This is a genomic window from Pigmentiphaga soli (assembly GCF_039541095.1).
Lineage (GTDB): Bacteria > Pseudomonadota > Gammaproteobacteria > Burkholderiales > Burkholderiaceae_B > Pigmentiphaga > Pigmentiphaga soli.
In genome coordinates, this window is sequence record NZ_BAABFO010000002.1 from 201394 (window position 1) to 221998 (window position 20605).

At 68.3% G+C, this 20605-nt stretch carries 18 protein-coding genes; 15 read left to right on the forward strand and 3 right to left on the reverse strand.

The annotated features are described in order from the left end of the window. Nucleotides 1-40: 40 nt before the first annotated feature. Entirely contained in the window at nucleotides 41-871 is an 831-nt protein-coding gene (locus ABD927_RS03330; RefSeq protein WP_345246299.1) for a ComFC family protein, read from the reverse strand. A 260-nt stretch (nucleotides 872-1131) separates the two neighbouring features. On the opposite strand from ABD927_RS03330, the gene ABD927_RS03335 reads away from it, so the two are divergent. The 7 genes from ABD927_RS03335 to ABD927_RS03365 all read left to right on the forward strand — a co-directional run bounded on the left by ABD927_RS03335 (nucleotide 1132) and on the right by ABD927_RS03365 (nucleotide 7108). Further along, nucleotides 1132-2085, forward strand: coding sequence for a methyltransferase domain-containing protein (locus ABD927_RS03335; RefSeq protein ID WP_345246301.1), 954 nt, complete (start codon nucleotides 1132-1134; stop codon nucleotides 2083-2085). A gap of 214 nt (nucleotides 2086-2299) precedes the next feature. Continuing rightward, entirely contained in the window at nucleotides 2300-3460 is a 1161-nt protein-coding gene (gene coxB / locus ABD927_RS03340; protein WP_345246303.1) for a cytochrome c oxidase subunit II, read from the forward strand. Between the two features lie 100 nt (nucleotides 3461-3560). Next, on the forward strand, nucleotides 3561-5165 hold the full coding sequence (gene ctaD, locus ABD927_RS03345) for a cytochrome c oxidase subunit I (protein WP_345246305.1): 1605 nt from the start codon (nucleotides 3561-3563) through the stop codon (nucleotides 5163-5165). After that, nucleotides 5165-5275, forward strand: coding sequence for a cytochrome oxidase small assembly protein (locus ABD927_RS03350; RefSeq protein WP_345246307.1), 111 nt, complete (start codon nucleotides 5165-5167; stop codon nucleotides 5273-5275). The genes ctaD and ABD927_RS03350 overlap by 1 nt, the downstream gene beginning before the upstream one ends. 52 nt (nucleotides 5276-5327) lie before the next feature. Continuing rightward, nucleotides 5328-5933, forward strand: coding sequence for a cytochrome c oxidase assembly protein (locus ABD927_RS03355; protein ID WP_345246309.1), 606 nt, complete (start codon nucleotides 5328-5330; stop codon nucleotides 5931-5933). Continuing rightward, nucleotides 5930-6136, forward strand: coding sequence for a DUF2970 domain-containing protein (locus tag ABD927_RS03360; protein ID WP_425570161.1), 207 nt, complete (start codon nucleotides 5930-5932; stop codon nucleotides 6134-6136). The genes ABD927_RS03355 and ABD927_RS03360 overlap by 4 nt, the downstream gene beginning before the upstream one ends. Before the next feature lie 96 nt (nucleotides 6137-6232). After that, on the forward strand, nucleotides 6233-7108 hold the full coding sequence (locus ABD927_RS03365; RefSeq protein WP_345246311.1) for a cytochrome c oxidase subunit 3: 876 nt from the start codon (nucleotides 6233-6235) through the stop codon (nucleotides 7106-7108). 113 nt (nucleotides 7109-7221) lie between these two features. Here ABD927_RS03365 and ABD927_RS03370 read toward each other — a convergent pair whose 3' ends face one another. Continuing rightward, on the reverse strand, nucleotides 7222-7422 hold the full coding sequence (locus ABD927_RS03370; protein ID WP_345246313.1) for a twin transmembrane helix small protein: 201 nt from the start codon (nucleotides 7420-7422) through the stop codon (nucleotides 7222-7224). Between the two features lie 75 nt (nucleotides 7423-7497). On the opposite strand from ABD927_RS03370, the gene ABD927_RS03375 reads away from it, so the two are divergent. The 5 genes from ABD927_RS03375 to ABD927_RS03395 all read left to right on the forward strand — a co-directional run bounded on the left by ABD927_RS03375 (nucleotide 7498) and on the right by ABD927_RS03395 (nucleotide 11579). Next, nucleotides 7498-8283 (forward strand): SURF1 family protein, encoded by a 786-nt coding sequence (locus ABD927_RS03375; protein ID WP_345246315.1) that lies wholly within the window; start codon nucleotides 7498-7500, stop codon nucleotides 8281-8283. Further along, on the forward strand, nucleotides 8252-8887 hold the full coding sequence (locus tag ABD927_RS03380; RefSeq protein WP_425570162.1) for an SCO family protein: 636 nt from the start codon (nucleotides 8252-8254) through the stop codon (nucleotides 8885-8887). The genes ABD927_RS03375 and ABD927_RS03380 overlap by 32 nt, the downstream gene beginning before the upstream one ends. A 2-nt stretch (nucleotides 8888-8889) precedes the next feature. Continuing rightward, on the forward strand, nucleotides 8890-9942 hold the full coding sequence (locus tag ABD927_RS03385; protein ID WP_345246317.1) for a COX15/CtaA family protein: 1053 nt from the start codon (nucleotides 8890-8892) through the stop codon (nucleotides 9940-9942). Between the two features lie 132 nt (nucleotides 9943-10074). Beyond that, nucleotides 10075-10965, forward strand: a complete 891-nt coding sequence (gene cyoE / locus ABD927_RS03390) for a heme o synthase (protein ID WP_345246319.1) — start codon at nucleotides 10075-10077, stop codon at nucleotides 10963-10965. Between the two features lie 11 nt (nucleotides 10966-10976). Next, nucleotides 10977-11579, forward strand: a complete 603-nt coding sequence (locus ABD927_RS03395; protein ID WP_345246321.1) for an SCO family protein — start codon at nucleotides 10977-10979, stop codon at nucleotides 11577-11579. Between the two features lie 440 nt (nucleotides 11580-12019). Here the strand turns inward: ABD927_RS03395 and rpoH are convergent, their stop codons facing one another. Beyond that, on the reverse strand, nucleotides 12020-12931 hold the full coding sequence (gene rpoH, locus ABD927_RS03400) for an RNA polymerase sigma factor RpoH (RefSeq protein WP_345246323.1): 912 nt from the start codon (nucleotides 12929-12931) through the stop codon (nucleotides 12020-12022). 272 nt (nucleotides 12932-13203) lie between these two features. Between rpoH and ABD927_RS03405 the strand changes: the two genes are divergently transcribed. The 3 genes from ABD927_RS03405 to ABD927_RS03415 all read left to right on the forward strand — a co-directional run bounded on the left by ABD927_RS03405 (nucleotide 13204) and on the right by ABD927_RS03415 (nucleotide 20542). Continuing rightward, nucleotides 13204-13971: a hypothetical protein gene (locus ABD927_RS03405; RefSeq protein ID WP_345246325.1), complete on the forward strand. Its 768-nt coding sequence runs from the start codon at nucleotides 13204-13206 to the stop codon at nucleotides 13969-13971. Between the two features lie 172 nt (nucleotides 13972-14143). Beyond that, nucleotides 14144-18904 (forward strand): glutamate synthase-related protein, encoded by a 4761-nt coding sequence (locus ABD927_RS03410; protein WP_345246327.1) that lies wholly within the window; start codon nucleotides 14144-14146, stop codon nucleotides 18902-18904. A 162-nt stretch (nucleotides 18905-19066) separates the two neighbouring features. Next, nucleotides 19067-20542, forward strand: a complete 1476-nt coding sequence (locus tag ABD927_RS03415) for a glutamate synthase subunit beta (protein ID WP_345246329.1) — start codon at nucleotides 19067-19069, stop codon at nucleotides 20540-20542. Nucleotides 20543-20605 lie beyond the last annotated feature (63 nt).

Genomic DNA, 20605 nt, shown 5'->3' on the forward strand with positions numbered 1-20605 from the left:
CAACGCAACTGGCCGGTTTCGCCGGCTGGAGCCCGCAGCCTCAATAGCCATGCCCGCGGACGGCCGGGCCGGCTGCCCATGGCCCCTGCCGGCGGACATTGCGCGGCGCGTGCGGCGTGCGGGCGACCGCCAGCGCCACGACCTCGCGCGCGCCCGCCTGCTTGAGCGCCGCGGCGGCCGCGTGCAGGGTGGCGCCGGTGGTCATCACGTCGTCCACCAGCGCCAGCCGCCGGCCCGCCACGGCCGGGCTGCAAGCATACAGGCCTTCGGCGGCGCGCAGGCGGCCGCCGCGGCCCTGCGTGGCCTGGCGCGCCTGTTCGCGCGTGCGCCAGAGCCAGCCGCGCCGCAGCGGCAGGCCCAGGTCGCGGGCCGCCGCGCGGGCGATCTCGGCCGCCGGGTTGAAGCCGCGGGCGCGTAGCGAGGCCATGCCGGCCGGCACCGGCAGCAGCACGGTGGACGGCGCCAGCGGCAGGCGATCATGGCGTACCGCCTCGGCCAGCAGGTTGCCCAGCATGTCGGCGCGCGGATAGCGCCGGCCGTGCTTGAACTCCAGGATCAGCGCGTCGCCCGGCGGGCCGTAGTCGAAGGCCGCGATGGTGCGGTCGAACGCCGTGTCGCGCCCGGCGCAGTCGGGACAGGGTTCATCGTGACCGTCGAGCGGCAGCGCGCAGCGCGGACAGCGCCACGGCAGGCCGAGCGCCGGGCCGGTGCGGGCGTGCCAGCACAGCTCGCGCTCGCAGGGCGCGCACAGCCGGCCGGCGCGAGCGCGGTCGCCGCACAGCGGGCAGTCGCCCGGCAGCAGCGTGCGCCAATGGGAGAGGGTGGCGCGGGCGCGCCGCGCGGCGGCGGACAGGGTGGCGATGGCGGGCATGGCGATTGCGGGTATGCGGTTGCGGGTATGCGATTGCTGGTATGCGATTGCGGATATGTCGCCGGCGGGCATGGCGATGCGGACCGGCCGGAGCGGAAGGCCGGTTTGCCGCCCGGGCCGGCTGCGGCGTGGCATCATTGAGGCGGGGCGTGCCCTGCCCCTGTTTCCGTTATTCCCATTCCCTGTTTCTGCTGGCTCCCGTGTCAGAGTCTGTCTGTCGAAGATTATCGAACGACCGCTCCGCCGCGCCATCTTCCCCAATGACCGAAAGCTCCACCCTGGCCGCCGAGCCGCGCCTGCCGTCCCTGCCCCTGGTGCGCGAACACGTGGCGCGCCAGTTCGGCCGCCGCGGCGATCTGGCCGACGCCCAGTTCTTCTACGCCGAAATCGCCAACCGCATGCGCGAGCGGCTCGAATACATCCGCCTGGCGCCATCCGCCGTGCTCGACGCCGGCTGCGGCACCGCGCCCGCGCTGGCGCCGCTGCTGGCGCGCTATCCTCAGGCCCGCTACGTGGGCCTGGACCAATGCGCGCCGTTGCTGGCCCTGGCCGCGCGCCGCCATGCGCCCGCGCCGGCCGACCGCCTGCGGCGCGCCGCGCGCCGGCTGTCCGGCCGCGCCATGCCGCCCGCGCCGGCCTTCGTGCTGGCCGACCTGGCCGCCACCGGGCTGCCGCCCGAATCGATCGACCTGGTATGGTCGAACCTGGCGCTGCACTGGCATCCGCAGCCGCACGCGGTGCTGGCCGAATGGCGCCGCGTGCTGCGGGTGGGCGGGCTGGCGATGTTCAGCTGCCTGGGCCCCGGCACCTTCCGCGAACTGCGCGAGGCGGTCGGCGCGGCCGGGCTGCGCACCGCCACGCCGCCGTTCGTCGACATGCACGACTTCGGCGACCTGCTGGTCGAAAACGGTTTCGCCGATCCGGTCATGGACCAGGAAACCATCACGCTCACCTACCGCGAGCCGGCGCGCCTGCTGCACGACGTGCGCAGCCTGGGCGGCAATCCCGCCGCCGGCCGCCGCCGCGGGCTGGCCGGCCGCGCATGGCGCGATCGGCTGCAGGCCGCGCTGAACGACATGCGCGATGCCGAGGGCTTGATCCGGCTGACCATGGAAGTCGCGTACGGCCATGCGTGGCGCGCGGCTTCGCATCGCGCCGGGCCCGGCGAAACCCGGCTGTCGGCATCGGCCATCGGCCGGGCGCGGCCGCGTTGACGCCCGCGCCCGCCGGGCCCGGGTTGATGGGGGCAACAGGCAACCCGTATAATCCGTCGGTTTTATGCGCCAACCGCAGCCCGGGCCATCGCGCCACGGCTGCCGATTAGAAGACATGCAGCGGTCCGTCGCGGCTTGCGCCGCGGATTCGCGCGGAGGGGGATATGCCGCACGGACCGCCAGCCTAAAAGTAACGGTGTTCTCGAGGTCGGACATGAAGAAGTGGTTGAGTGGGTCGTTGGGGGCGGTGCTGGTCAATTTGCTGGCCTGTGGCACTGCGCTTGCCGTCAACGACAGCGTGGGTGGTCCCAAGGTCAATGAACTGAACCTTCAGGATCCCGTCACCGTCATTGCCGCCGACATCCAATGGCTGCACTGGATGATGCTGGCCATCTGCCTGGTCATCTTCCTCGGCGTGTTCTCGGTGATGTTCTATTCCATCTGGGCACACCGCAAGTCGCGCGGCGTCAAGCCGGCCACCTTCCACGAAAGCATCGGCGTCGAGATCGCCTGGACGGTCATCCCGTTCATCATCGTGATCGGCATGGCGCTGCCGGCCACCAAGACCGTGGTGGCGATGAAAGACACCACCAACGCCGACCTCACCGTCAAGGCCACCGGCTACCAGTGGAAGTGGGGTTACGATTACCTGAACGGCGAAGGCGAGGGCATCTCCTTCCTGTCCAACCTGGCCACCCCGGCCGAGCAGATCGCCGGCCGCGAGCCCAAGGGCGACAACTACCTGCTCGAGGTCGACAACCCGCTGGTGGTGCCGGTCAACAAGAAGATCCGCGTCATCACCACCGCCAACGACGTGATCCACTCCTGGATGGTGCCGGCCTTCGGCGTCAAGCAGGACGCGATCCCCGGCTTCGTGCGCGACACCTGGTTCCGAGCCGAGAAAACCGGCGAATTCCGCGGCCAGTGCGCCGAGCTGTGCGGCAAGGACCACGCCTACATGCCGATCGTGGTGAAGGTCGTCTCGCAAGAGGACTACACCAAGTGGGTGGGCGAGCAGCAGGCCAAGATGGCGGCCCTGGCCGACGACCCTAACAAGGTCTGGACGCCCGACGAACTCGTGGCGCGCGGCGAAAAGGTTTACGCTTCCAATTGCGTGGCCTGTCACCAGGCCAACGGCAAGGGCGTGCCGGGCACGTTCCCGGCGCTCGACGGCGACGCCGTGGTGCTCGGCCCCAAGGCCGGCCAGATCGAAACCGAGCTGAAGGGCCGCCCCGGAACCGCCATGGCGTCGTTCGCCCACCTGTCCGACGTCGAACTGGCCGCGGTCGTAACATATATCCGCCACGCCTGGAGCAATCAGGGCAAGGGCCAGGATCCGGTCGTGCAGCCGCAGGATATCAAGGCGGCACGCTGAGTCCGCCTGCAACTGCGGTCCTTATAAGAAAGAAATTCCGTCTAGTTGAAGTCATCGCCTGCAACGCGACGACAGCTGTATTGAGCAGCAAGGAGCCATGATGAGCAGCACCGCTATCGATCACGTCCACGGGCACGATCATGCGGACGACCACGGGCACGGCCACCTCCACGGTTGGCGCCGCTGGCTGTTCGCCACGAACCACAAAGACATCGGTACGATGTACCTGATCTTCTCCTTCGCCATGCTGCTGGAAGGCGGGCTGCTGGCGCTGCTGCTGCGCACCGAGCTGTTCGAGCCCGGCATCCAGTTCTTCCGGCCCGAGCTGTTCAACCAGTTCACCACCATGCACGGCCTGATCATGGTGTTCGGCGCCATCATGCCGGCCTTCGTGGGCTTCGCCAACTGGATGATCCCGCTGCAGATCGGCGCCTCCGACATGGCCTTCGCGCGGATGAACAACTTCAGCTTCTGGCTGCTGCCGGTCGCCGCGATCCTGCTCACCGTGTCGTTCTTCGTGCCGGGCGGCGCCACCGCCGCCGGCTGGACCCTGTACGCGCCGCTGTCGGTGCAGATGGGCCCGGGCATGGACTTCGCCATCTTCGCCGTCCACATCATGGGCGCCTCGTCCATCATGGGCGCCATCAACATCATCGTCACGATCCTGAACATGCGCGCGCCCGGCATGACGCTGATGAAGATGCCGCTGTTCTGCTGGACCTGGCTGATCACCGCCTACCTGCTGATCGCCGTGATGCCGGTGCTGGCCGGCGCCATCACCATGGTGCTGACCGACCGCCACTTCGGCACCTCGTTCTTCAACGCGGCCGGCGGCGGCGACCCGGTCATGTACCAGCACATCTTCTGGTTCTTCGGGCACCCCGAGGTCTACATCATGATCCTGCCGGCGTTCGGCATCGTGTCGTCGATCGTGCCGGTGTTCGCCCGCAAGCGCCTGTTCGGCTATGCCTCGATGGTGTACGCCACCTCGTCGATCGCGATCCTGTCGTTCATCGTGTGGGCGCACCACATGTTCACGACCGGCATGCCCGTTACCGGCCAGCTGTTCTTCATGTACGCCACGATGCTGATCGCGGTGCCGACCGGCGTGAAGATCTTCAACTGGCTGGCCACGATGTGGCGCGGCTCCATGACCTTCGAAACGCCGATGCTGTTCGCGGTCGGCTTCATCTTCGTGTTCACGATGGGCGGCTTCACCGGCCTGATCCTGGCCGTGGCGCCGATCGACATCCAGGTGCAGGACACCTATTACGTGGTGGCCCATTTCCACTACGTGCTGGTGGCCGGCTCGCTGTTCGCGCTGTTCGGCGGCACCTACTACTGGCTGCCGAAGTGGTCGGGCTATATGTACGACGAAAAGCTCGGCAAGCTGCACTTCTGGTCGTCGCTGATCTCGTTCAACGTCACCTTCTTCCCGATGCACTTCCTGGGCCTGGCCGGCATGCCCCGCCGCTACGCCGACTACGCCGCGCAGTTCACCGATTTCCACCAGATCGCCACCATCGGCGCCTTCTGGTTCGGCCTGTCGCAGCTGCTGTTCCTGTACAACGTGCTGAAAACCTACGCCGGCAAGGGCGCGCCCGCGCCGGCCAACCCGTGGGGCGCCGAAGACGGCGGCCTGGAATGGAGCCTGCCGTCGCCCGCGCCGTACCACTCGTTCGAGACGCCGCCCCTGGTGAAGTAATGCTCACCGAGGAGCAGCGCCGGAAGAACCGGCGCACCGGGCTGCTGCTGGCGGCCATTGCGCTGGTCTTCTTCCTGGGCGTGATCGTGCGGAAGGTCTGGGTGGGTTGAGGCCCGGCGCCTTCCTCGCGGCCGATGCGGTTCATGACATGCAGGTGAATGGATGAAGAAGCCTGGAACACACGATGACGGCGGCCCGGCCCGCGGCGAGAACCGCCGCATGCTGGGCAAGCTGGCCGTCATCATCGTGCTGATGTTCGGCTTCGGCTACGCGCTGGTGCCGATGTATCGGGCCATCTGCGAAGTCACCGGCATCAACGTGCTGACCAAGACCGACGACGGCGCCGCCGAGTTCGCCCGCAACACGCAGGTCGACGCCAGCCGCACCGTCAAGGTCGTGTTCGACGCCAACGCGCGCGGTCCCTGGCATTTCCGGCCGGTCCAGTCGAGCATGGAAGTCCATCCCGGCGAACTGGCCACCATCACCTACGAGATCGCCAACCAGCAGGACCGCGAAATGATCGCCCAGGCGATTCCCAGCTATGCGCCGATGGAGGCCGGGCCGCACTTCAAGAAGCTGGAATGCTTCTGCTTCAGCCAGCAGGACCTGAAGGCCCACGAGGCGCGCCAGTTTCCGGTGGTGTTCGTGATCGACCCGAAATTGCCCAAGAGCATCCATACCATCACGCTGTCGTACACCTTCTTCGAAGTCGGCTCGCCGGCGGCCGTGTCGGCCGCCTCGCCCGCCGCCGGCAAGGAGGGCTCGTGAACGCGCCCGGAACCCGCCGCAAGATGGGCTTTTTCCAGACGGTGGCCGCCGTCGCCTGGTCGTTCATCGGGCTGCGCAGCGGCAAGGAGTCGCGCGACGACCTCGGCAATTACAATCCGCTGTACCTCGTCATCATCGGCCTGCTGCTGGCGGCGGCGTTCGTGGTGATATTGCTGCTGATCGTGCGGTCGGTGGTGTCGTGACCCGATGCGGGCCGGTGGTCGTGTCGACCCGGCTCACGTTCATACAAAAGCAAATGTTGTTTTCTGGAATACCTGGAATACGCGAAGGAGAATGAAATGAGTGCAAGCCACTCGGCATCGGGCAAGGAGGCGCCTTACTACTACGTGCCGGCGCCTTCCATGCACCCGGCCACGGCCAGCCTGGGCCTGCTGGCGTTCGGCCTCGGCATGGCGATGTGGGTCAACGGCGTGTCGGCCGGCCATTGGATCGTGCTGTTCGGCGTCCTGTGGCTGCTGTTCGTGCTGTACCGCTGGTTCGGCGATGCCTTCGCCGAGTCCGAGGGCGGCCTGTACGGCAAGCGGATCGACACCTCCTTCCGCTGGAGCATGAGCTGGTTCATCTTCTCGGAAGTGATGTTTTTCGCGGCGTTCTTCGGCGCGCTGTTCTATGCCCGCGCGGTCACCACGCCGTGGCTGGGCGACCTCGACCACCGCATCGTGCTGTGGCCGAACTTCGCGGCCACCTGGCCCAACTTCGGCCCGGCCGGCACGGTCGAGCAGTTCGGCACGATGGGGCCGTTCTGGATTCCCACCATCAACACCGCGCTGCTGCTGAGCTCCGGCGTAACGCTCACGATCTCGCACCACGCGCTGCGGGCCAATCACCGCGGCCAGTCGATCTTCTGGCTCGCCGCCACCATCGTGCTGGGCGCCACCTTCATGGTCTGCCAGGCCCTGGAGTACCACCACGCGTACACCGAGCTGAACCTGAAGCTCAGCTCCGGCGCCTACGGCTCCACCTTCTTCATGCTGACCGGCTTCCACGGCTTTCACGTAACCATGGGCGCCATCATGCTCACGGTCGTGCTGGTCCGCCTGATCCGCGGCCACTTCACGCCCGACCACCACTTCGGCTTCGAAGGCGCCGCCTGGTACTGGCACTTCGTCGACGTCGTCTGGCTCGGCCTGTACCTGTTCGTCTACTGGTTCTGACCGCCGGAAGCCCCGCGCAAGTACCCACCCCATCCAGGATGCGGCGGATCCGGCTCCGCCGGTCCGCGCGCATCGCCCCCTGGGGGGCGCGCGAAGCGCGTAGGGGGGGGGGCCTACCTTATTCCCGTACTGTCTATCCAGCCCATCCAGTGCGCGAACAGCACGAACAGGAACAGCACGACCGATAGCCCGATCCGGGCCGTCAGCGCGTTGACGGTGCGATTGGTCTTGCTCTTGTCCTTCATCATGAAGACCAGCGCCGACCCAAGGCTGCCGAGAATGCCCAGAAAGGCGAGTGCGACGATGATGCGCATCGAAATGCTCCTCCAATCCTCGATTATCGCAGCGTGGGCCGGCGGCTGCGAGCCGGGCGCGCGGAGGGCGGCCCGGTGAACGCTTCCGCCGGCGGCCGGCGCGGCCCCCGGCGCGCCTGGCTGGCCCTCGTGCTGCTGGCCTGCACCGTGGCCGCCACCATCGCGCTGGGCCGCTGGCAGCTCCACCGCGCCCAGGAAAAGCGCGACCTGATGGCGGCGGTCGAGGCCGGCCGCAGCCGTCCGCCGCTCGCGCTCGACGCCGGGGCCAACCCCGCCGCTCTGGTACCATGGCGCCCGGCCGTCGCCCACGGCCGCTGGCTGGCCGATCGCACGATACTGCTGGACAACCGCAGCGCCGCCGGCCGGCCGGGGTTCTGGGTGGTGACGCCGTTGCTGCTGGCCGGCACGCCGTCGCGCGGCACGGCGGTGGCGGTGCTCCGCGGCTGGCTGCCGCGCGCCTTCCCCGACGCGCCGCAAAACGCGATCCCGGCCCCTGGCGGCGAGCTCGACGTGCGCGGCGAATTGCTCGACCACGTGCCGCGCCTGTTCGAACTGCCGTCCTGGCTCGGCGGCCGCGCCGCGCAGCTGCCGTCGCGCCTGCCCGACCCGTCGGGCATCGTGCCGAGAGTGCAGAATCTCGACCTGGGCGTTTATTCCGGCGCCACCGGCCTGGCGCTGCTGCCGGCCGTGCTGCAGCAGACGGGCGAGGCCGCCGACGGCCTGCTGCGGGACTGGCCGCCACCGCCGTCGAACGTCGACACCCATCTCGGGTATGCGATGCAGTGGTTCTCGTTTGCGGCGATCGCCGCGATTGCCTTTGGAGTCATTCTTGTCCGACGCTTCCGCCCGACCCGCCCATAGCGCCGCGCCGCGCAAGCGTTCGCTTTTGTCGCTGTACGCGGTCATGCTGATCTGCGCCGCGCCCGTGGTGGCCGCGGCGCTGGTCTATTTCCTGGACTGGCGGCCGGCCGCCGCCACCAACTACGGCGACCTGGTCCAGCCGCAGCGCCCGGTGCCGCCGCCGGCCGAGCTGCAGCTGACCACGCTGGAAGGCGACCCCTTCGACCTGCGCAGCCTGGCCGGCCGCTGGCTGCTGGTGAGCGTAGACAGCGGCGCCTGCGGCGACGAATGCGCGAAGAAGCTGTTCATCATGCGCCAGACCCACGCCAGCACCGGCAAGGAAATCCACCGCATCGAACGCGTCTGGCTGATCGCCGACGACGAGCCGGTGCCCACCATCGTGATCCGCGCCTACGAAGGCATGCATTTCCTGCGCGCCCGCCGCGACCAGCTCGAGCGCTTCCTGGCGCTGCCGCCCGGCGAAGACGGGCTCGACGGCCTGGCCCGCCACATCTGGCTGATCGATCCGCGCAACAACCAGATGATGCGCTTCCCGGAAAACCCCGATCCGCTGCAGCTGCGCAAGGATATCGGCAAGCTGCTGCAGGCTTCGCGCATAGGATGAGCATGGCCCCGACGCAAACCGGCGCCCCGGCGGCGCGCATCCGCGCGCGCTATGCCCGGCTGGTCGCCTTCACGATGTTCCTGACCTTCGACCTGATCATGTTCGGCGCCTTCGTGCGGCTGACCGATTCGGGGCTGGGCTGCCCCGACTGGCCCGGCTGCTACGGCAAGGCCTCGCCCATCGGCGCGCTGCACGACATCCACGCCGCGGTGCAGGCCATGCCCGACGGCCCGGTCACGCTGCCCAAGGCCTGGATCGAGATGGTCCACCGCTATGTGGGCACCATACTGGGCATGCTCATCATCCTGATCGTGCTGATGGCCTGGCGCCACCGCCGCGCGCTGGGCCAGTCGCCCTGGCTGGCCACCATCATCCTGCCGGCGGTCAGCCTGCAGGGCGCGTTCGGCGCGTGGACGGTCACGCACCAGCTGATGCCGGCGGTGGTCACCACCCACCTGCTGCTCGGTATCGGCCTGCTGGCGCTGATGACCTGGTTGTCGGCCCGGCAGACGCCGCTGCCGCCGATCGACCCGCAGGCGCGCCGCTACCGCGCCGCCGCGGCCATCGGCCTGGCGCTGCTGTACGTGCAGCTCGCGCTGGGCGGCTGGGTGAGCACCAATTACGCCGCGCTGGCCTGCATGGACTTCCCGACCTGCCATGGGCAGTGGCTGCCGGCGATGGACTTCCGCGGCGGCTACTCCATCGTGCGCGGGCTGGGCGAGCTTCCCTCGGGCGAGATCATCTCGCAGGACGCGCTGACCGCGATTCACTGGACGCACCGCAACTTTGCGTTCGTGGTGCTGGTCTATCTCGGATGGCTGGGCTGGAAACTGCGGCGCCACGCGGGCCTGGAAGGGCCGGCGCGGGCGCTGCTGGTCATGCTGGCCGTCCAGCTGGCCACCGGGCTCACCAATATCTTCCTGCAATGGCCGCTGGTAATCGCGGTGCTGCACAACGGCGGGTCGGCGGTGCTGACGATGCTGTGCGTGACCCTGTTGGTGAGATTGAGGCCCACCCCTGGCGGCTTCGCCGCTCCCCTCGAGGGGCGGCACTAGCGGACCGGCGAAGCCGGATCCGCGGTGCCCTGGATGAGGATGGCGGTGTGGGGAGGGCGTCGCAGGAAGTAGAATGGGCGTCGCCGTCGTTGCGGGGCGCTCGCCTCGTTTTTCGCGTTGATCCGTTCTGTCATGACTACCCTTACCATCTCCGCCGCCCGCCTGCGTTTCCGCCAATACCTCGTGCTGACCAAGCCGCGGGTGTCGCAGCTCGCGGTGTTCTGCGCGGTAATCGGGATGTTCCTGGCCGCCCCCGGCCTGCCGCCCTGGCAGACCGTGGTGGCCGCCACCGTGGGCATCTGGCTGCTGGCGGCGGCCGCCTTCGCGGTCAATTGCCTGATCGAAGAGCAGGTCGACGCCAAGATGGCGCGCACCGCCCACCGGCCCTCGGCGCGCGGCGAGATCGGCGCGCTGCAGATTCTGGCCACCTCGGGCGTGGTGGGCGGCCTCGGCATGGCGGTGCTGCACGCCTGGGTCAACGACCTCACCATGTGGCTGACCTTCGCCACCTTCGTCGGCTATGCCGTCATCTACACCGTCATCCTCAAGCCGCGCACGCCGCAGAACATCGTGATCGGCGGCCTGTCGGGCGCGATGCCGCCGGCGCTGGGCTGGGCCGCGGTGGCCAACCAGGTGCCGGCCGAGGCCTGGCTGCTGGTGCTGATCATCTTCGTCTGGACGCCGCCGCACTTCTGGGCGCTGGCGCTGTACCGCCGGCTCGATTTCCAGAAGGCCGGCCTGCCGATGCTGCCCGTCACCCATGGCGAGCAGCTCACCCGCCTGCACATCCTGCTCTATTCGATCGCGCTGCTGGCCACCACCACGCTGCCCTACGTGATCGGGATGAACGGCCTGCCGTACCTGGCGTGTTCGCTGGTGCTGGGGGGCGTGTTCGTCGGCTACGCCGTCAGGCTCTACCGGGACTACAGCGACGCGCTGGCGAAGAAGATGTTCCGCTTTTCCATCATCTATCTGGCGCTGCTGTTCGCGGCGCTGCTGGCCGACCACTGGCTGCCGGCGTGAAGGAGCTTTCGATGTCCGCGTTCCGTTCTTCGCGCCGCGCGGCGCTGCGGGCCGGCATGGCCGCGGCGCTGGCGGCCGCGCTGGCCGCCTGCCAGAGGAAGCCGATCTTCAGCAGCACCGACGTCAGCGGCGCCGACCTGGGCCGCGACCTGTCGCTGCCCGACTACGACGGCAAGCCGCGCACGCTGCAGGATTTCCGCGGCAAGGCGCTGGTGGTGTTCTTTGGCTACGTGCAATGCCCCGACGTCTGCCCCACCACGCTGTCCGACCTGACCGAGGTCAAGCGCAAGCTCGGCCCTGACGGCGACCGCATGCAGGTGGTATTCGTGACGGTGGATCCGGAGCGCGATACGCCCGAGATCCTGAAAGCCTACGTCACCCAGTTCGACCCCAGCTTCCTCGCCTTACGCGGCGACGCCGACGCCACCGCCCGCGTGGCGAAATCCTTCCGCGTGTTCTACGCCAAGGTGGCCGGCAAGGAACCGGGGTCGTACACGATGGACCACTCCGCCGGCATGTACATCTTCGACCCCCAGGGCAACATCCGCCTCTTCGCCCAGCACGGCGCCTCCACCGACGCCCTGGCCAAAGACATCCGCCAGCTCCTCGCCTAACGGCAATCCCATCTGAGGCACCGCGGATCCGGCTTTGCCGGTCCGCCGGTGCCGCCCCTTGAGGGGCGCGGCCGAAGGCCGCCAGGGGTGGGCCCTTCCTTCCGGTCCGCCAGCGCCGCCCCCTTTGAGGGGGTGGGCCGCAGGCCCGCGGGGATGGGCATAAAAAAACGGGACACCGTGGAGGTGTCCCGTTAACTATCCGCCTCGAGTGGGGGGAGGGAGGAGAAAACAGAGGCGGACGTATCGGCTAGTGCCGGCAAACTGCGCCGGCAGAAACCGGACAGCGGGGGGGAGCCGCCCGGTTCCGACACGATGGCGTTGCGCCGGATCGTGCCCTACCTGTCTATTAGGCACCCAACGCGTAGGGAAGTTCGCGCATCGCCAGGTTTTTTTTCGCGTTCCCGCGCGTTCGAGTAACCGGCTGTGACAGCCGCCGCGCCTCAGGCGTAGTCCGCCAGCGCGCCGCGCATCTTGGTCATCGCGCGCGCCTCGATCTGGCGGATCCGCTCGGCCGACACGCCGAACTCGTCGGCCAGTTCCTGCAGCGTGGAGCCGCCCTCATCCTGCAGCCAGCGGGCCTCGATGATGCGCCGCGAGCGCGCGTCCAGCGTTTCCAGCGCCGAACTCAGGCCTTCGCCGTGCAGCTGGTCGCGCCGGCGGTCTTCCAGCACGTGGCTGGGCTCGCTGCGCCCTTCGTCGGACAGGTAGGCGATGGGCGCGAAATCGGTCTCGCCGTCATCCGTGCCGCGCCCCTCCAGGGCCATGTCCTGGCCGGACAGCCGCACTTCCATCTCGGCCACGTCTTGCGGGCGCACGTTGAGGCTGGTGGCGATCTCTTCCACCTGCTCGGGCGTGAGCGCATGGGCCTCGCGCTTCATGCTGCGCAGGTTGAAGAACAGCTTGCGCTGCGCCTTGGTGGTGGCCACCTTGACCAGCCGCCAGTTCTTCAGGATGTACTCGTGGATTTCGGCCTTGATCCAGTGGATCGCGAACGACACCAGGCGCACGCCGCGATCGGGGTCGAACCGCTTGACCGCCTTCATCAGGCCGACGTTGCCCTCCTGGATCAGGTCGGCGTGCGGCAGCCCGTAGCCCAGGTACTGTCGCGCGATCGCCACGACCAGGCGCAGGTGCGACAGCACCAGTTCGCGCGCGGCGTTGAGGTCCTGCCCGTCGCGGTACTGGCGCGCCAGGGTCGATTCCTGTTCTGCCGTCAGCACCGGCAGGCGGTTGACCGCGCCGATGTACGCGTCGATCGTGCCGAGGGCGCCCGGATTGGCGATCGCCATGGCCAGCGCGCCGGGATTGGTGGCGGCGGGGACGATCATGCTGGATGAATTGGCGCTTTTCATGGATGGCTTACCTCCTGGACGAAGGTTAGCACTCGGTGGATTGGAGTGCTAATGGGACTTTTCGATTGGAGCGATAGCGAAGTATCGTTGTTGCATTGCAAGACCGCGGGGACGGCAATGCGCCGTTTTCGAAACTTTGACTTACCCAACGGACCGCTCTGCGGTTAAGGTATAGACAGGAAACTCCCGCAATCGTTCTCGGAAACGCGCTTAGTGCGCCAGCAAGCGCCGCGCCCGCCGCGCCGATCCGACCCCAATTGGAGACGTCCGACATGGCACGCCTTCCGCGCTTGTATGCTCCCGATCTGCCCCATCTGGCCCAGGCCCGCTTCGCATCGCCGCTGGCCATGCCGGGCGCCGCGCCCGGCGCCGACATGCCGGACCGCATCGTGGCCTGGCTGGCGGAAGACGCCCGCACCCAGAAAGTGGCCATCCACGGCTGGGTGCTGACCCCCGACCAGCTGGTGCTGCTGGCCACGCCGGCCGGCCCGGCCGGCATGTCGGCCCTGCTGCAGGCGCTGGGGCGCCGCCTGGCGGCCCACCTGCGGTCCGGCCGGGTATACGCCGGGCGTTTCCGCTCCACGCTGGTGGAACCCGCCGCCTGGGTGCTGCCGGCGCTGATCTGGCTGGAAACGCTGCCCGTGCGGCAGGCGCTGGTGGCCGAGGGCGAGCACTGGCGCTGGTCGTCGGCGGCCCAGCACATGGGCGCCGCGCCGCAAGGCCTGGTAAGCGACCACACCGACTACTGGGCCTGCGGCAACACGCCGTTCGACCGCCAGGCGGTCTACCGCCGGATGGTGCTGGACGGCCTGGGCCTGACCCAGGCGCGCCGCATCGAGCAGGCGTTGCAAGGGCAGTGGGCGCTGGGCGGCGAAGCCTTCCTGGCCGACCTGAGCCAGAGCGCCAGCCGCCGCCCGGTGGCGGCGCGCCGCGGGCGGCCGCGCAAGGCGCCGGCCGACAACGCGCCGCCAGCCCTCGAAAATCCGCCAGACAATAATGTGTCCCCAATAAAAAGCGAGTTGGGTGACACCAGGATATAAAATAGGGACACTCCCCTAATTATAGTCCTTGCATCAGGTGGTGCGGCGCAGTATCGTCGAACCTGGATGTTTGTCATACAGACGGCCTCCGCAAACGCCGGCGCCGCCGGCCCCGTTTTCCCGGCTCGCCGGCCCGCACCCACGCGCCGCGATCCGCTTTCCGGAGCGCGAAATGCCCCATTCCCACCAGGAATCCGCCCCGACCGTGCACACCGCGGTCGTCGACGCCAGCCGCATCGGCCTGCCGGCCGCCCAGGGGCTGTACGATCCGCGCAACGAGCACGACGCCTGTGGCGTCGGCTTCGTTGCCCACATCAAGGGCAAGAAGAGCCACTCCATCATCCAGCAGGGCCTGAAGATCCTCGAGAACATCGACCACCGCGGCGCGGTGGGGGCCGACCCGCTGATGGGCGACGGCGCCGGCATCATGATCCAGATCCCCGACGCCTACTACCGCGAGGAAATGGCGGCCCAGGGCGTGGAGCTGCCGGCTCCCGGCGAATACGGCGTGGCGATGGTGTTCCTGCCGCAGGAAATCGCCTCGCGCCTGGCCTGTGAGCAGGAACTCGAGCGCGCCGTGCGCGCCGAGGGCCAGGTCGTGCTCGGCTGGCGCGACGTGCCGATCGATACTGAAATGCCGATGTCGCCCGCCGTCAAGAAGGTGGAGCCCGTCATCCGCCAGCTGTTCATCGGCCGCGGCGGCGACGTGATGGTGCCCGACGCGCTCGAGCGCAAGCTGTACGTGATCCGCAAGATGGCCTCGCACGCCATCCAGAGCATGCAGCTCAAGCACGGCAAGGAATATTTCGTGCCGTCGATCTCGTCGCGCACCGTGGTCTACAAAGGCCTGCTGCTGGCCGACCAGGTGGGCCGCTACTACCGCGACCTGGCCGATCCGCGCACGGTGTCGGCGCTCGCGCTGGTGCACCAGCGCTTCTCCACCAACACCTTCCCGGCCTGGCCGCTGGCCCACCCCTACCGCCTGATCGCCCACAACGGCGAAATCAACACCGTCAAGGGCAACTTCAACTGGCTGCGCGCGCGCGAAGGCGTGATGCAGTCGCCGGTGCTGGGCGCCGACCTGAAGAAGCTGTACCCCATCGTCTACGAGGGCCAGTCCGATACCGCCACGTTCGACAACTGTCTGGAACTGCTGGTGATGTCGGGCTACCCGATCGCCCACGCGATCATGATGATGATCCCCGAGGCGTGGGAACAGCATGCGGAAATGGACGAAGCCCGCCGCGCCTTCTACGAATACCACGCCGCCATGATGGAGCCGTGGGACGGCCCGGCCGCGATCGCCTTCACCGACGGCCGCCAGATCGGCGCCACGCTCGACCGCAACGGCCTGCGCCCGGCGCGCTACATCGTCACGGATGACGACCTGGTCATCATGGCCTCGGAATCCGGCGTGCTGCCGATCCCGCAGAGCAAGATCGTCAAGAAGTGGCGCCTGCAGCCCGGCAAGATGTTCCTGATCGACCTGGAACAGGGCCGCATCATCGACGACAAGGAACTGAAAGACCAGCTCGCCAACAGCAAGCCCTACCGGCAGTGGATCGAGCGCATCCGCATCAAGCTCGACACGCTGGCCGAGCCCGCGCGCGAAGTGATCGAGGAAGGCCGTTCCTCGGTGCCGCTGCTCGACCGCCAGCAGGCCTTCGGCTGGAGCCAGGAAGACTACAAGTTCATCCTGCGCCCGATGGCCGCGCTGGGCGAGGAAGCCACCGGCTCGATGGGCAACGACTCGCCGCTGGCGGTGCTGTCGAACAAGAACAAGAGCCTGTACAACTACTTCCGCCAGCTGTTCGCGCAGGTCACCAACCCGCCGATCGACCCGATCCGCGAAAACCTGGTCATGTCGCTGGTGTCGTTCATCGGGCCCAAGCCCAACCTGCTCGACATCAACAACGTCAACCCGCCGCTGCGCCTGGAAGTGGCGCAGCCGGTGCTCGACTTCGCCGACATGGCGCAGATCCGCCACATCGAGCGCGTCACCTCGGGCAAGTTCCGCAGCTTCGAGCTCGACGCCACCTATCCGGCCGCCTGGGGCAAGGAAGGCATCGAGGCCCGCATCGCCGCGCTCTGCGCGCAGGCGGTCGAGGCCGTGCGCGGCGGCTACAACATCATGATCGTGTCCGACCGCCGGGTCGACGCCACGCGCGTGCCGATCCCGGCGCTCTTGGCCACCTCGGCCGTGCACCAGCACCTGATCCGCGCCGGCCTGCGCACCAGCACCGGCCTGGTGGTGGAAACCGGCTCGGCGCGCGAGGTCCACCACTTCGCGCTGCTGGGCGCCTACGGGGCCGAGGCCATCCATCCCTACCTGGCGATGGAAACCCTGGTCGAGGAAGCCGGCGGCGACGCCGAGAAGGCCGACAAGGCGATCTACAACTTCGTCAAGGCGATCGACAAGGGCCTGCAGAAGGTGATGTCCAAGATGGGCATCTCCACCTATATGTCGTACACCGGCGCGCAGATCTTCGAAGCCGTCGGCCTGTCGCGCAAGCTGGTCGAGCAGTATTTCCCCGGCACCGCCAGCAGCGTGGAAGGCATCGGCATCTTCCAGGTGGCCGAGGAAGCCATCCGCATGCACAAGGCGGCCTTCGGCGACGACCCGATCCTGCGCAACGCGCTCGACGAAGGCGGCGAGTACGCCTTCCGCGTCCGCGGCGAAGAGCACATGTGGACGCCCGACGCGATCGCCAAGCTGCAGCATTCCACGCGCGCCGACAGCTACCGCACGTACAAGGAGTACGCGCAGATCATCAACGACCAGAGCCGCCGCCACATGACGCTGCGCGGCCTGTTCGAGTTCCGTTTCGACCCGGCCAAGGCCGTGCCGCTGGACGAGGTCGAGCCGGCCAAGGAAATCGTCAAGCGCTTCGCCACCGGCGCGATGTCGCTCGGCTCGATCTCCACCGAGGCGCACGCGGTGCTGGCGGTGGCGATGAACCGCATCGGCGGCAAGTCGAACACGGGCGAGGGCGGCGAAGACGAATTGCGCTACCGCGCCGAGCTGCAAGCGGGCGATGCCGGCATCAAGGACGGCGACACGCTGGCCTCGGTGCTGGGCGCCGAGCGCATCGTGGCCGACGTGCCGCTGAAGGCCGGCGATTCGCTGCGCTCGCGCATCAAGCAGGTGGCCTCGGGCCGCTTCGGCGTGTCGTCGGAATACCTGGCCAGCGCCGACCAGATCCAGATCAAGATGGCGCAGGGCGCCAAGCCGGGCGAGGGCGGCCAGCTGCCCGGCCACAAGGTCACCGAATACATCGCCAAGCTGCGCTTCTCGGTGCCGGGCGTGGGCCTGATCTCGCCGCCGCCGCACCACGACATCTACTCGATCGAAGACCTGGCCCAGCTGATCCACGACCTGAAGAACGCCAATTCGCACGCCTCGATCTCGGTCAAGCTGGTGTCGGAACTGGGCGTGGGCACGGTGGCGGCCGGCGTGGCCAAGGCCAAGTCCGACCACGTGGTGATCGCCGGCCATGACGGCGGCACGGGCGCCTCGCCGGTGTCGTCCATCAAGCACGCCGGCACGCCGTGGGAACTCGGCCTGGCCGAGACCCAGCAGACCCTGGTGCTGAACCGCCTGCGCGGCCGCATCCGGGTGCAGGCCGACGGCCAGATGAAGACCGGCCGCGACGTCGTCATCGGGGCGCTGCTGGGCGCCGACGAGTTCGGCTTCGCCACCGCGCCGCTGGTGGTGGAAGGCTGCATCATGATGCGCAAGTGCCACCTGAACACCTGCCCGGTGGGCGTGGCCACCCAGGATCCGGTGCTGCGCGCCAAGTTCCAGGGCAAGCCCGAGCACGTGGTCAACTTCTTCTTCTTCGTGGCCGAGGAAGTGCGCGAACTGATGGCGCAGCTGGGCATCCGCAGGTTCGACGACCTGATCGGCCGTTCAGACCTGCTCGACATGCGCCAGGGCATCCAGCACTGGAAGGCGCGCGGGCTCGACTTCAGCCGCATCTTCCACCAGCCCGCGGTGCCGGCCGAAGTGGCCCGCCGCCAGGTGGAAGAGCAGGACCACGGCCTGGCCAAGGCGCTCGACCACCAGCTGATCGAACGCAGCCGGCCGGCGCTGGAGCGCGGCGAGAAGGTGTCCTTCATCACCACCGTGCGCAACGTCAACCGCACCATCGGCACGATGCTGTCGGGCATGGTGGCGCGCAAGTACGGCTACGAAGGGCTGCCCGACGACACCATCCACATCCAGTGCAACGGCACGGCGGGCCAGAGCTTCGGCGCCTTCCTGGCGCACGGCATCACGCTCGACCTGGTCGGCGAGGGCAACGACTACGTCGGCAAGGGGCTGTCGGGCGGCCGCATCATCGTGCGCTCGCCCAACGACTTCCGCGGCGAGGGGCCGGAGCAGATCATCGCCGGCAACACGGTGCTGTACGGCGCGCTGGCGGGCGAGGCCTACTTCAACGGCGTGGCCGGCGAGCGCTTCGCGGTGCGCAACTCCGGCGCCGCCGCGGTGGTGGAGGGCGTGGGCGACCACGGCTGCGAATACATGACCGGCGGCACGGTGGTCGTGCTCGGCCATACCGGGCGCAACTTCGCGGCCGGCATGTCGGGCGGCATCGCCTACGTGTTCGACCCGGAAGGCAGCTTCCGCCAGCGCACCAACCTGGCCATGGTCGAGCTCGAGCCGGTGCTGCCGGCGGCGCTGCAGGAAAAGGACGGCAGCCCGCGCCTGTGGCACAGCGCGGTGCGCGGCGGCGAGCGCGATACCGACGAGGCCATCCTGCGGCGGCTGGTGGAGTCCCACTTCCGCTACACCGGCAGCACGCGCGCGCGCAACATCCTCGACAGCTGGGAAAGCTCGCGCGGCAAGTTCGTCAAGGTCATGCCGCTGGAATACCGGCGCGCGCTGGGCGAACTGTGGGATGCCGGGACGCCGCAAAAAATCGCGGCTTGAGGAGGCCCCCCCTACGCGCTTCGCGCGCCCCCCAGGGGGCGATGCGGGCGGACCGGCGGAGCCGGATCCGCCGCATCCTCGGTGGGTGGGGCGTAATCTCAATAAAGGTTGAAAAGGCTGGGGGCTTTGCCACCGCCGCAACGGAATTGTCAGGAAAAACTCATGGGTAAGGTCACCGGATTTCTCGAGTACCAGCGCTTGCAGGAAGCGGCCGAGGCGCCGACGCAGCGCGTCAGGCACTACAAAGAATTCGTCATGCACCTCAGCGACGAGCAGGCCAAGGTGCAGGGCGCGCGCTGCATGGACTGCGGCATCCCGTTCTGCACCAACGGCTGCCCGGTCAACAACATCATTCCCGACTGGAACGACCTGGTCTACCGCCAGAACTGGAGGCAGGCGTTCGCGGTGCTGGATTCCACCAACAACTTCCCCGAGTTCACCGGCCGCATCTGCCCCGCCCCGTGCGAGGCCGCCTGCACGCTGAACATCAACAACGACGCGGTAGGCATCAAGTCGATCGAGCACGCCATCATCGACCGCGCCTGGGAAAACGGCTGGGTCGTGCCGCAGATCCCCAAGGTCAAGACCGGCAAGAAAGTGGCCGTGGTAGGTTCCGGCCCGGCCGGCCTGGCCTGTGCCCAGCAACTGGCGCGCGCAGGCCATGATGTCACGCTGTTCGAGAAGAACGACCGCATCGGCGGCCTGCTGCGCTACGGCATCCCCGACTTCAAGCTCGACAAGGCGCATATCGACCGCCGCATGGCGCAGATGGAGCAGGAAGGCGTCACCTTCCGTCCCTCCACTTTCGTCGGCCGTCCCGAAGACGCCGCCTCGTTCTCGGTGGGCGGCGCGCTGGCGGTCAAGACGCCCGACGAACTGCAGGCCGAGTTCGACGCCATCGTCATCTCCGGCGGCGCCGAAACGCCGCGCGACCTGCCGATCGAGGGCCGCGAGCTCGACGGCGTCCACTTCGCGATGGACTTCCTGCGCCAGCAGAACAAGGTCAACGCGGGCGACCAGATCAAGGGCCAGATCTCGGCGGCCGGCAAGCACGTGGTCGTGATCGGCGGCGGCGATACCGGTTCCGATTGCGTCGGCACCAGCAACCGCCACGGCGCCAAATCGGTCACCCAGTTCGAGGTCATGCCGCAGCCGCCCGAGTCCGAGAACAAGGCGCTGACCTGGCCGTACTGGCCGATCCGCCTGCGCACTTCGTCGTCGCACGAAGAGGGCGCGGTGCGCGACTGGTCGGTCACCACCAAGGCCTTCCGCGGCCAGAACGGCAAGGTCACCTCGCTGGTCGGCAACCGCCTGGAGTGGAAGCGCGACGAGAACGGCCAGATGAAGATGAGCGACGTGCCGGGTTCGGAATTCGAGATCCCGGCCGACCTGGTGCTGTTCGCGATGGGCTTCGTGTCGCCGGTGCAGAAGGTGCTGGAAGCTTTCGGCGTGGAACGCGACGGCCGCGGCAATGCCCGCGCCAATACGGATGACTACCGCACCAGCGTCGACAAGGTATTCGCGGCGGGCGACATGCGCCGCGGGCAGTCGCTGGTGGTGTGGGCGATCCGCGAAGGCCGCCAGTGCGCGGCCTCGGTCGACGAGTTCCTGATGGGGTCGACCACGCTGCCGCGCTGAGCGCGGCTTCGCGGCTCGCGGCCCGTCGGTCGCGCGGCCGCCGTTTACCGACCGCGGCCTTGC

Coding starts and splice junctions, on each gene's coding strand:
- ABD927_RS03330 (WP_345246299.1), bottom strand. CDS start 871: ATGCCCGCCATCGCCACCCTGTCCGCCGCCGCGCGGCGCGCCCGCGCC.
- ABD927_RS03335 (WP_345246301.1), top strand. CDS start 1,132: ATGACCGAAAGCTCCACCCTGGCCGCCGAGCCGCGCCTGCCGTCCCTG.
- coxB (WP_345246303.1), top strand. CDS start 2,300: ATGAAGAAGTGGTTGAGTGGGTCGTTGGGGGCGGTGCTGGTCAATTTG.
- ctaD (WP_345246305.1), top strand. CDS start 3,561: ATGAGCAGCACCGCTATCGATCACGTCCACGGGCACGATCATGCGGAC.
- ABD927_RS03350 (WP_345246307.1), top strand. CDS start 5,165: ATGCTCACCGAGGAGCAGCGCCGGAAGAACCGGCGCACCGGGCTGCTG.
- ABD927_RS03355 (WP_345246309.1), top strand. CDS start 5,328: ATGAAGAAGCCTGGAACACACGATGACGGCGGCCCGGCCCGCGGCGAG.
- ABD927_RS03365 (WP_345246311.1), top strand. CDS start 6,233: ATGAGTGCAAGCCACTCGGCATCGGGCAAGGAGGCGCCTTACTACTAC.
- ABD927_RS03370 (WP_345246313.1), bottom strand. CDS start 7,422: ATGCGCATCATCGTCGCACTCGCCTTTCTGGGCATTCTCGGCAGCCTT.
- ABD927_RS03385 (WP_345246317.1), top strand. CDS start 8,890: ATGGCCCCGACGCAAACCGGCGCCCCGGCGGCGCGCATCCGCGCGCGC.
- cyoE (WP_345246319.1), top strand. CDS start 10,075: ATGACTACCCTTACCATCTCCGCCGCCCGCCTGCGTTTCCGCCAATAC.
- ABD927_RS03395 (WP_345246321.1), top strand. CDS start 10,977: ATGTCCGCGTTCCGTTCTTCGCGCCGCGCGGCGCTGCGGGCCGGCATG.
- rpoH (WP_345246323.1), bottom strand. CDS start 12,931: ATGAAAAGCGCCAATTCATCCAGCATGATCGTCCCCGCCGCCACCAAT.
- ABD927_RS03405 (WP_345246325.1), top strand. CDS start 13,204: ATGGCACGCCTTCCGCGCTTGTATGCTCCCGATCTGCCCCATCTGGCC.
- ABD927_RS03410 (WP_345246327.1), top strand. CDS start 14,144: ATGCCCCATTCCCACCAGGAATCCGCCCCGACCGTGCACACCGCGGTC.
- ABD927_RS03415 (WP_345246329.1), top strand. CDS start 19,067: ATGGGTAAGGTCACCGGATTTCTCGAGTACCAGCGCTTGCAGGAAGCG.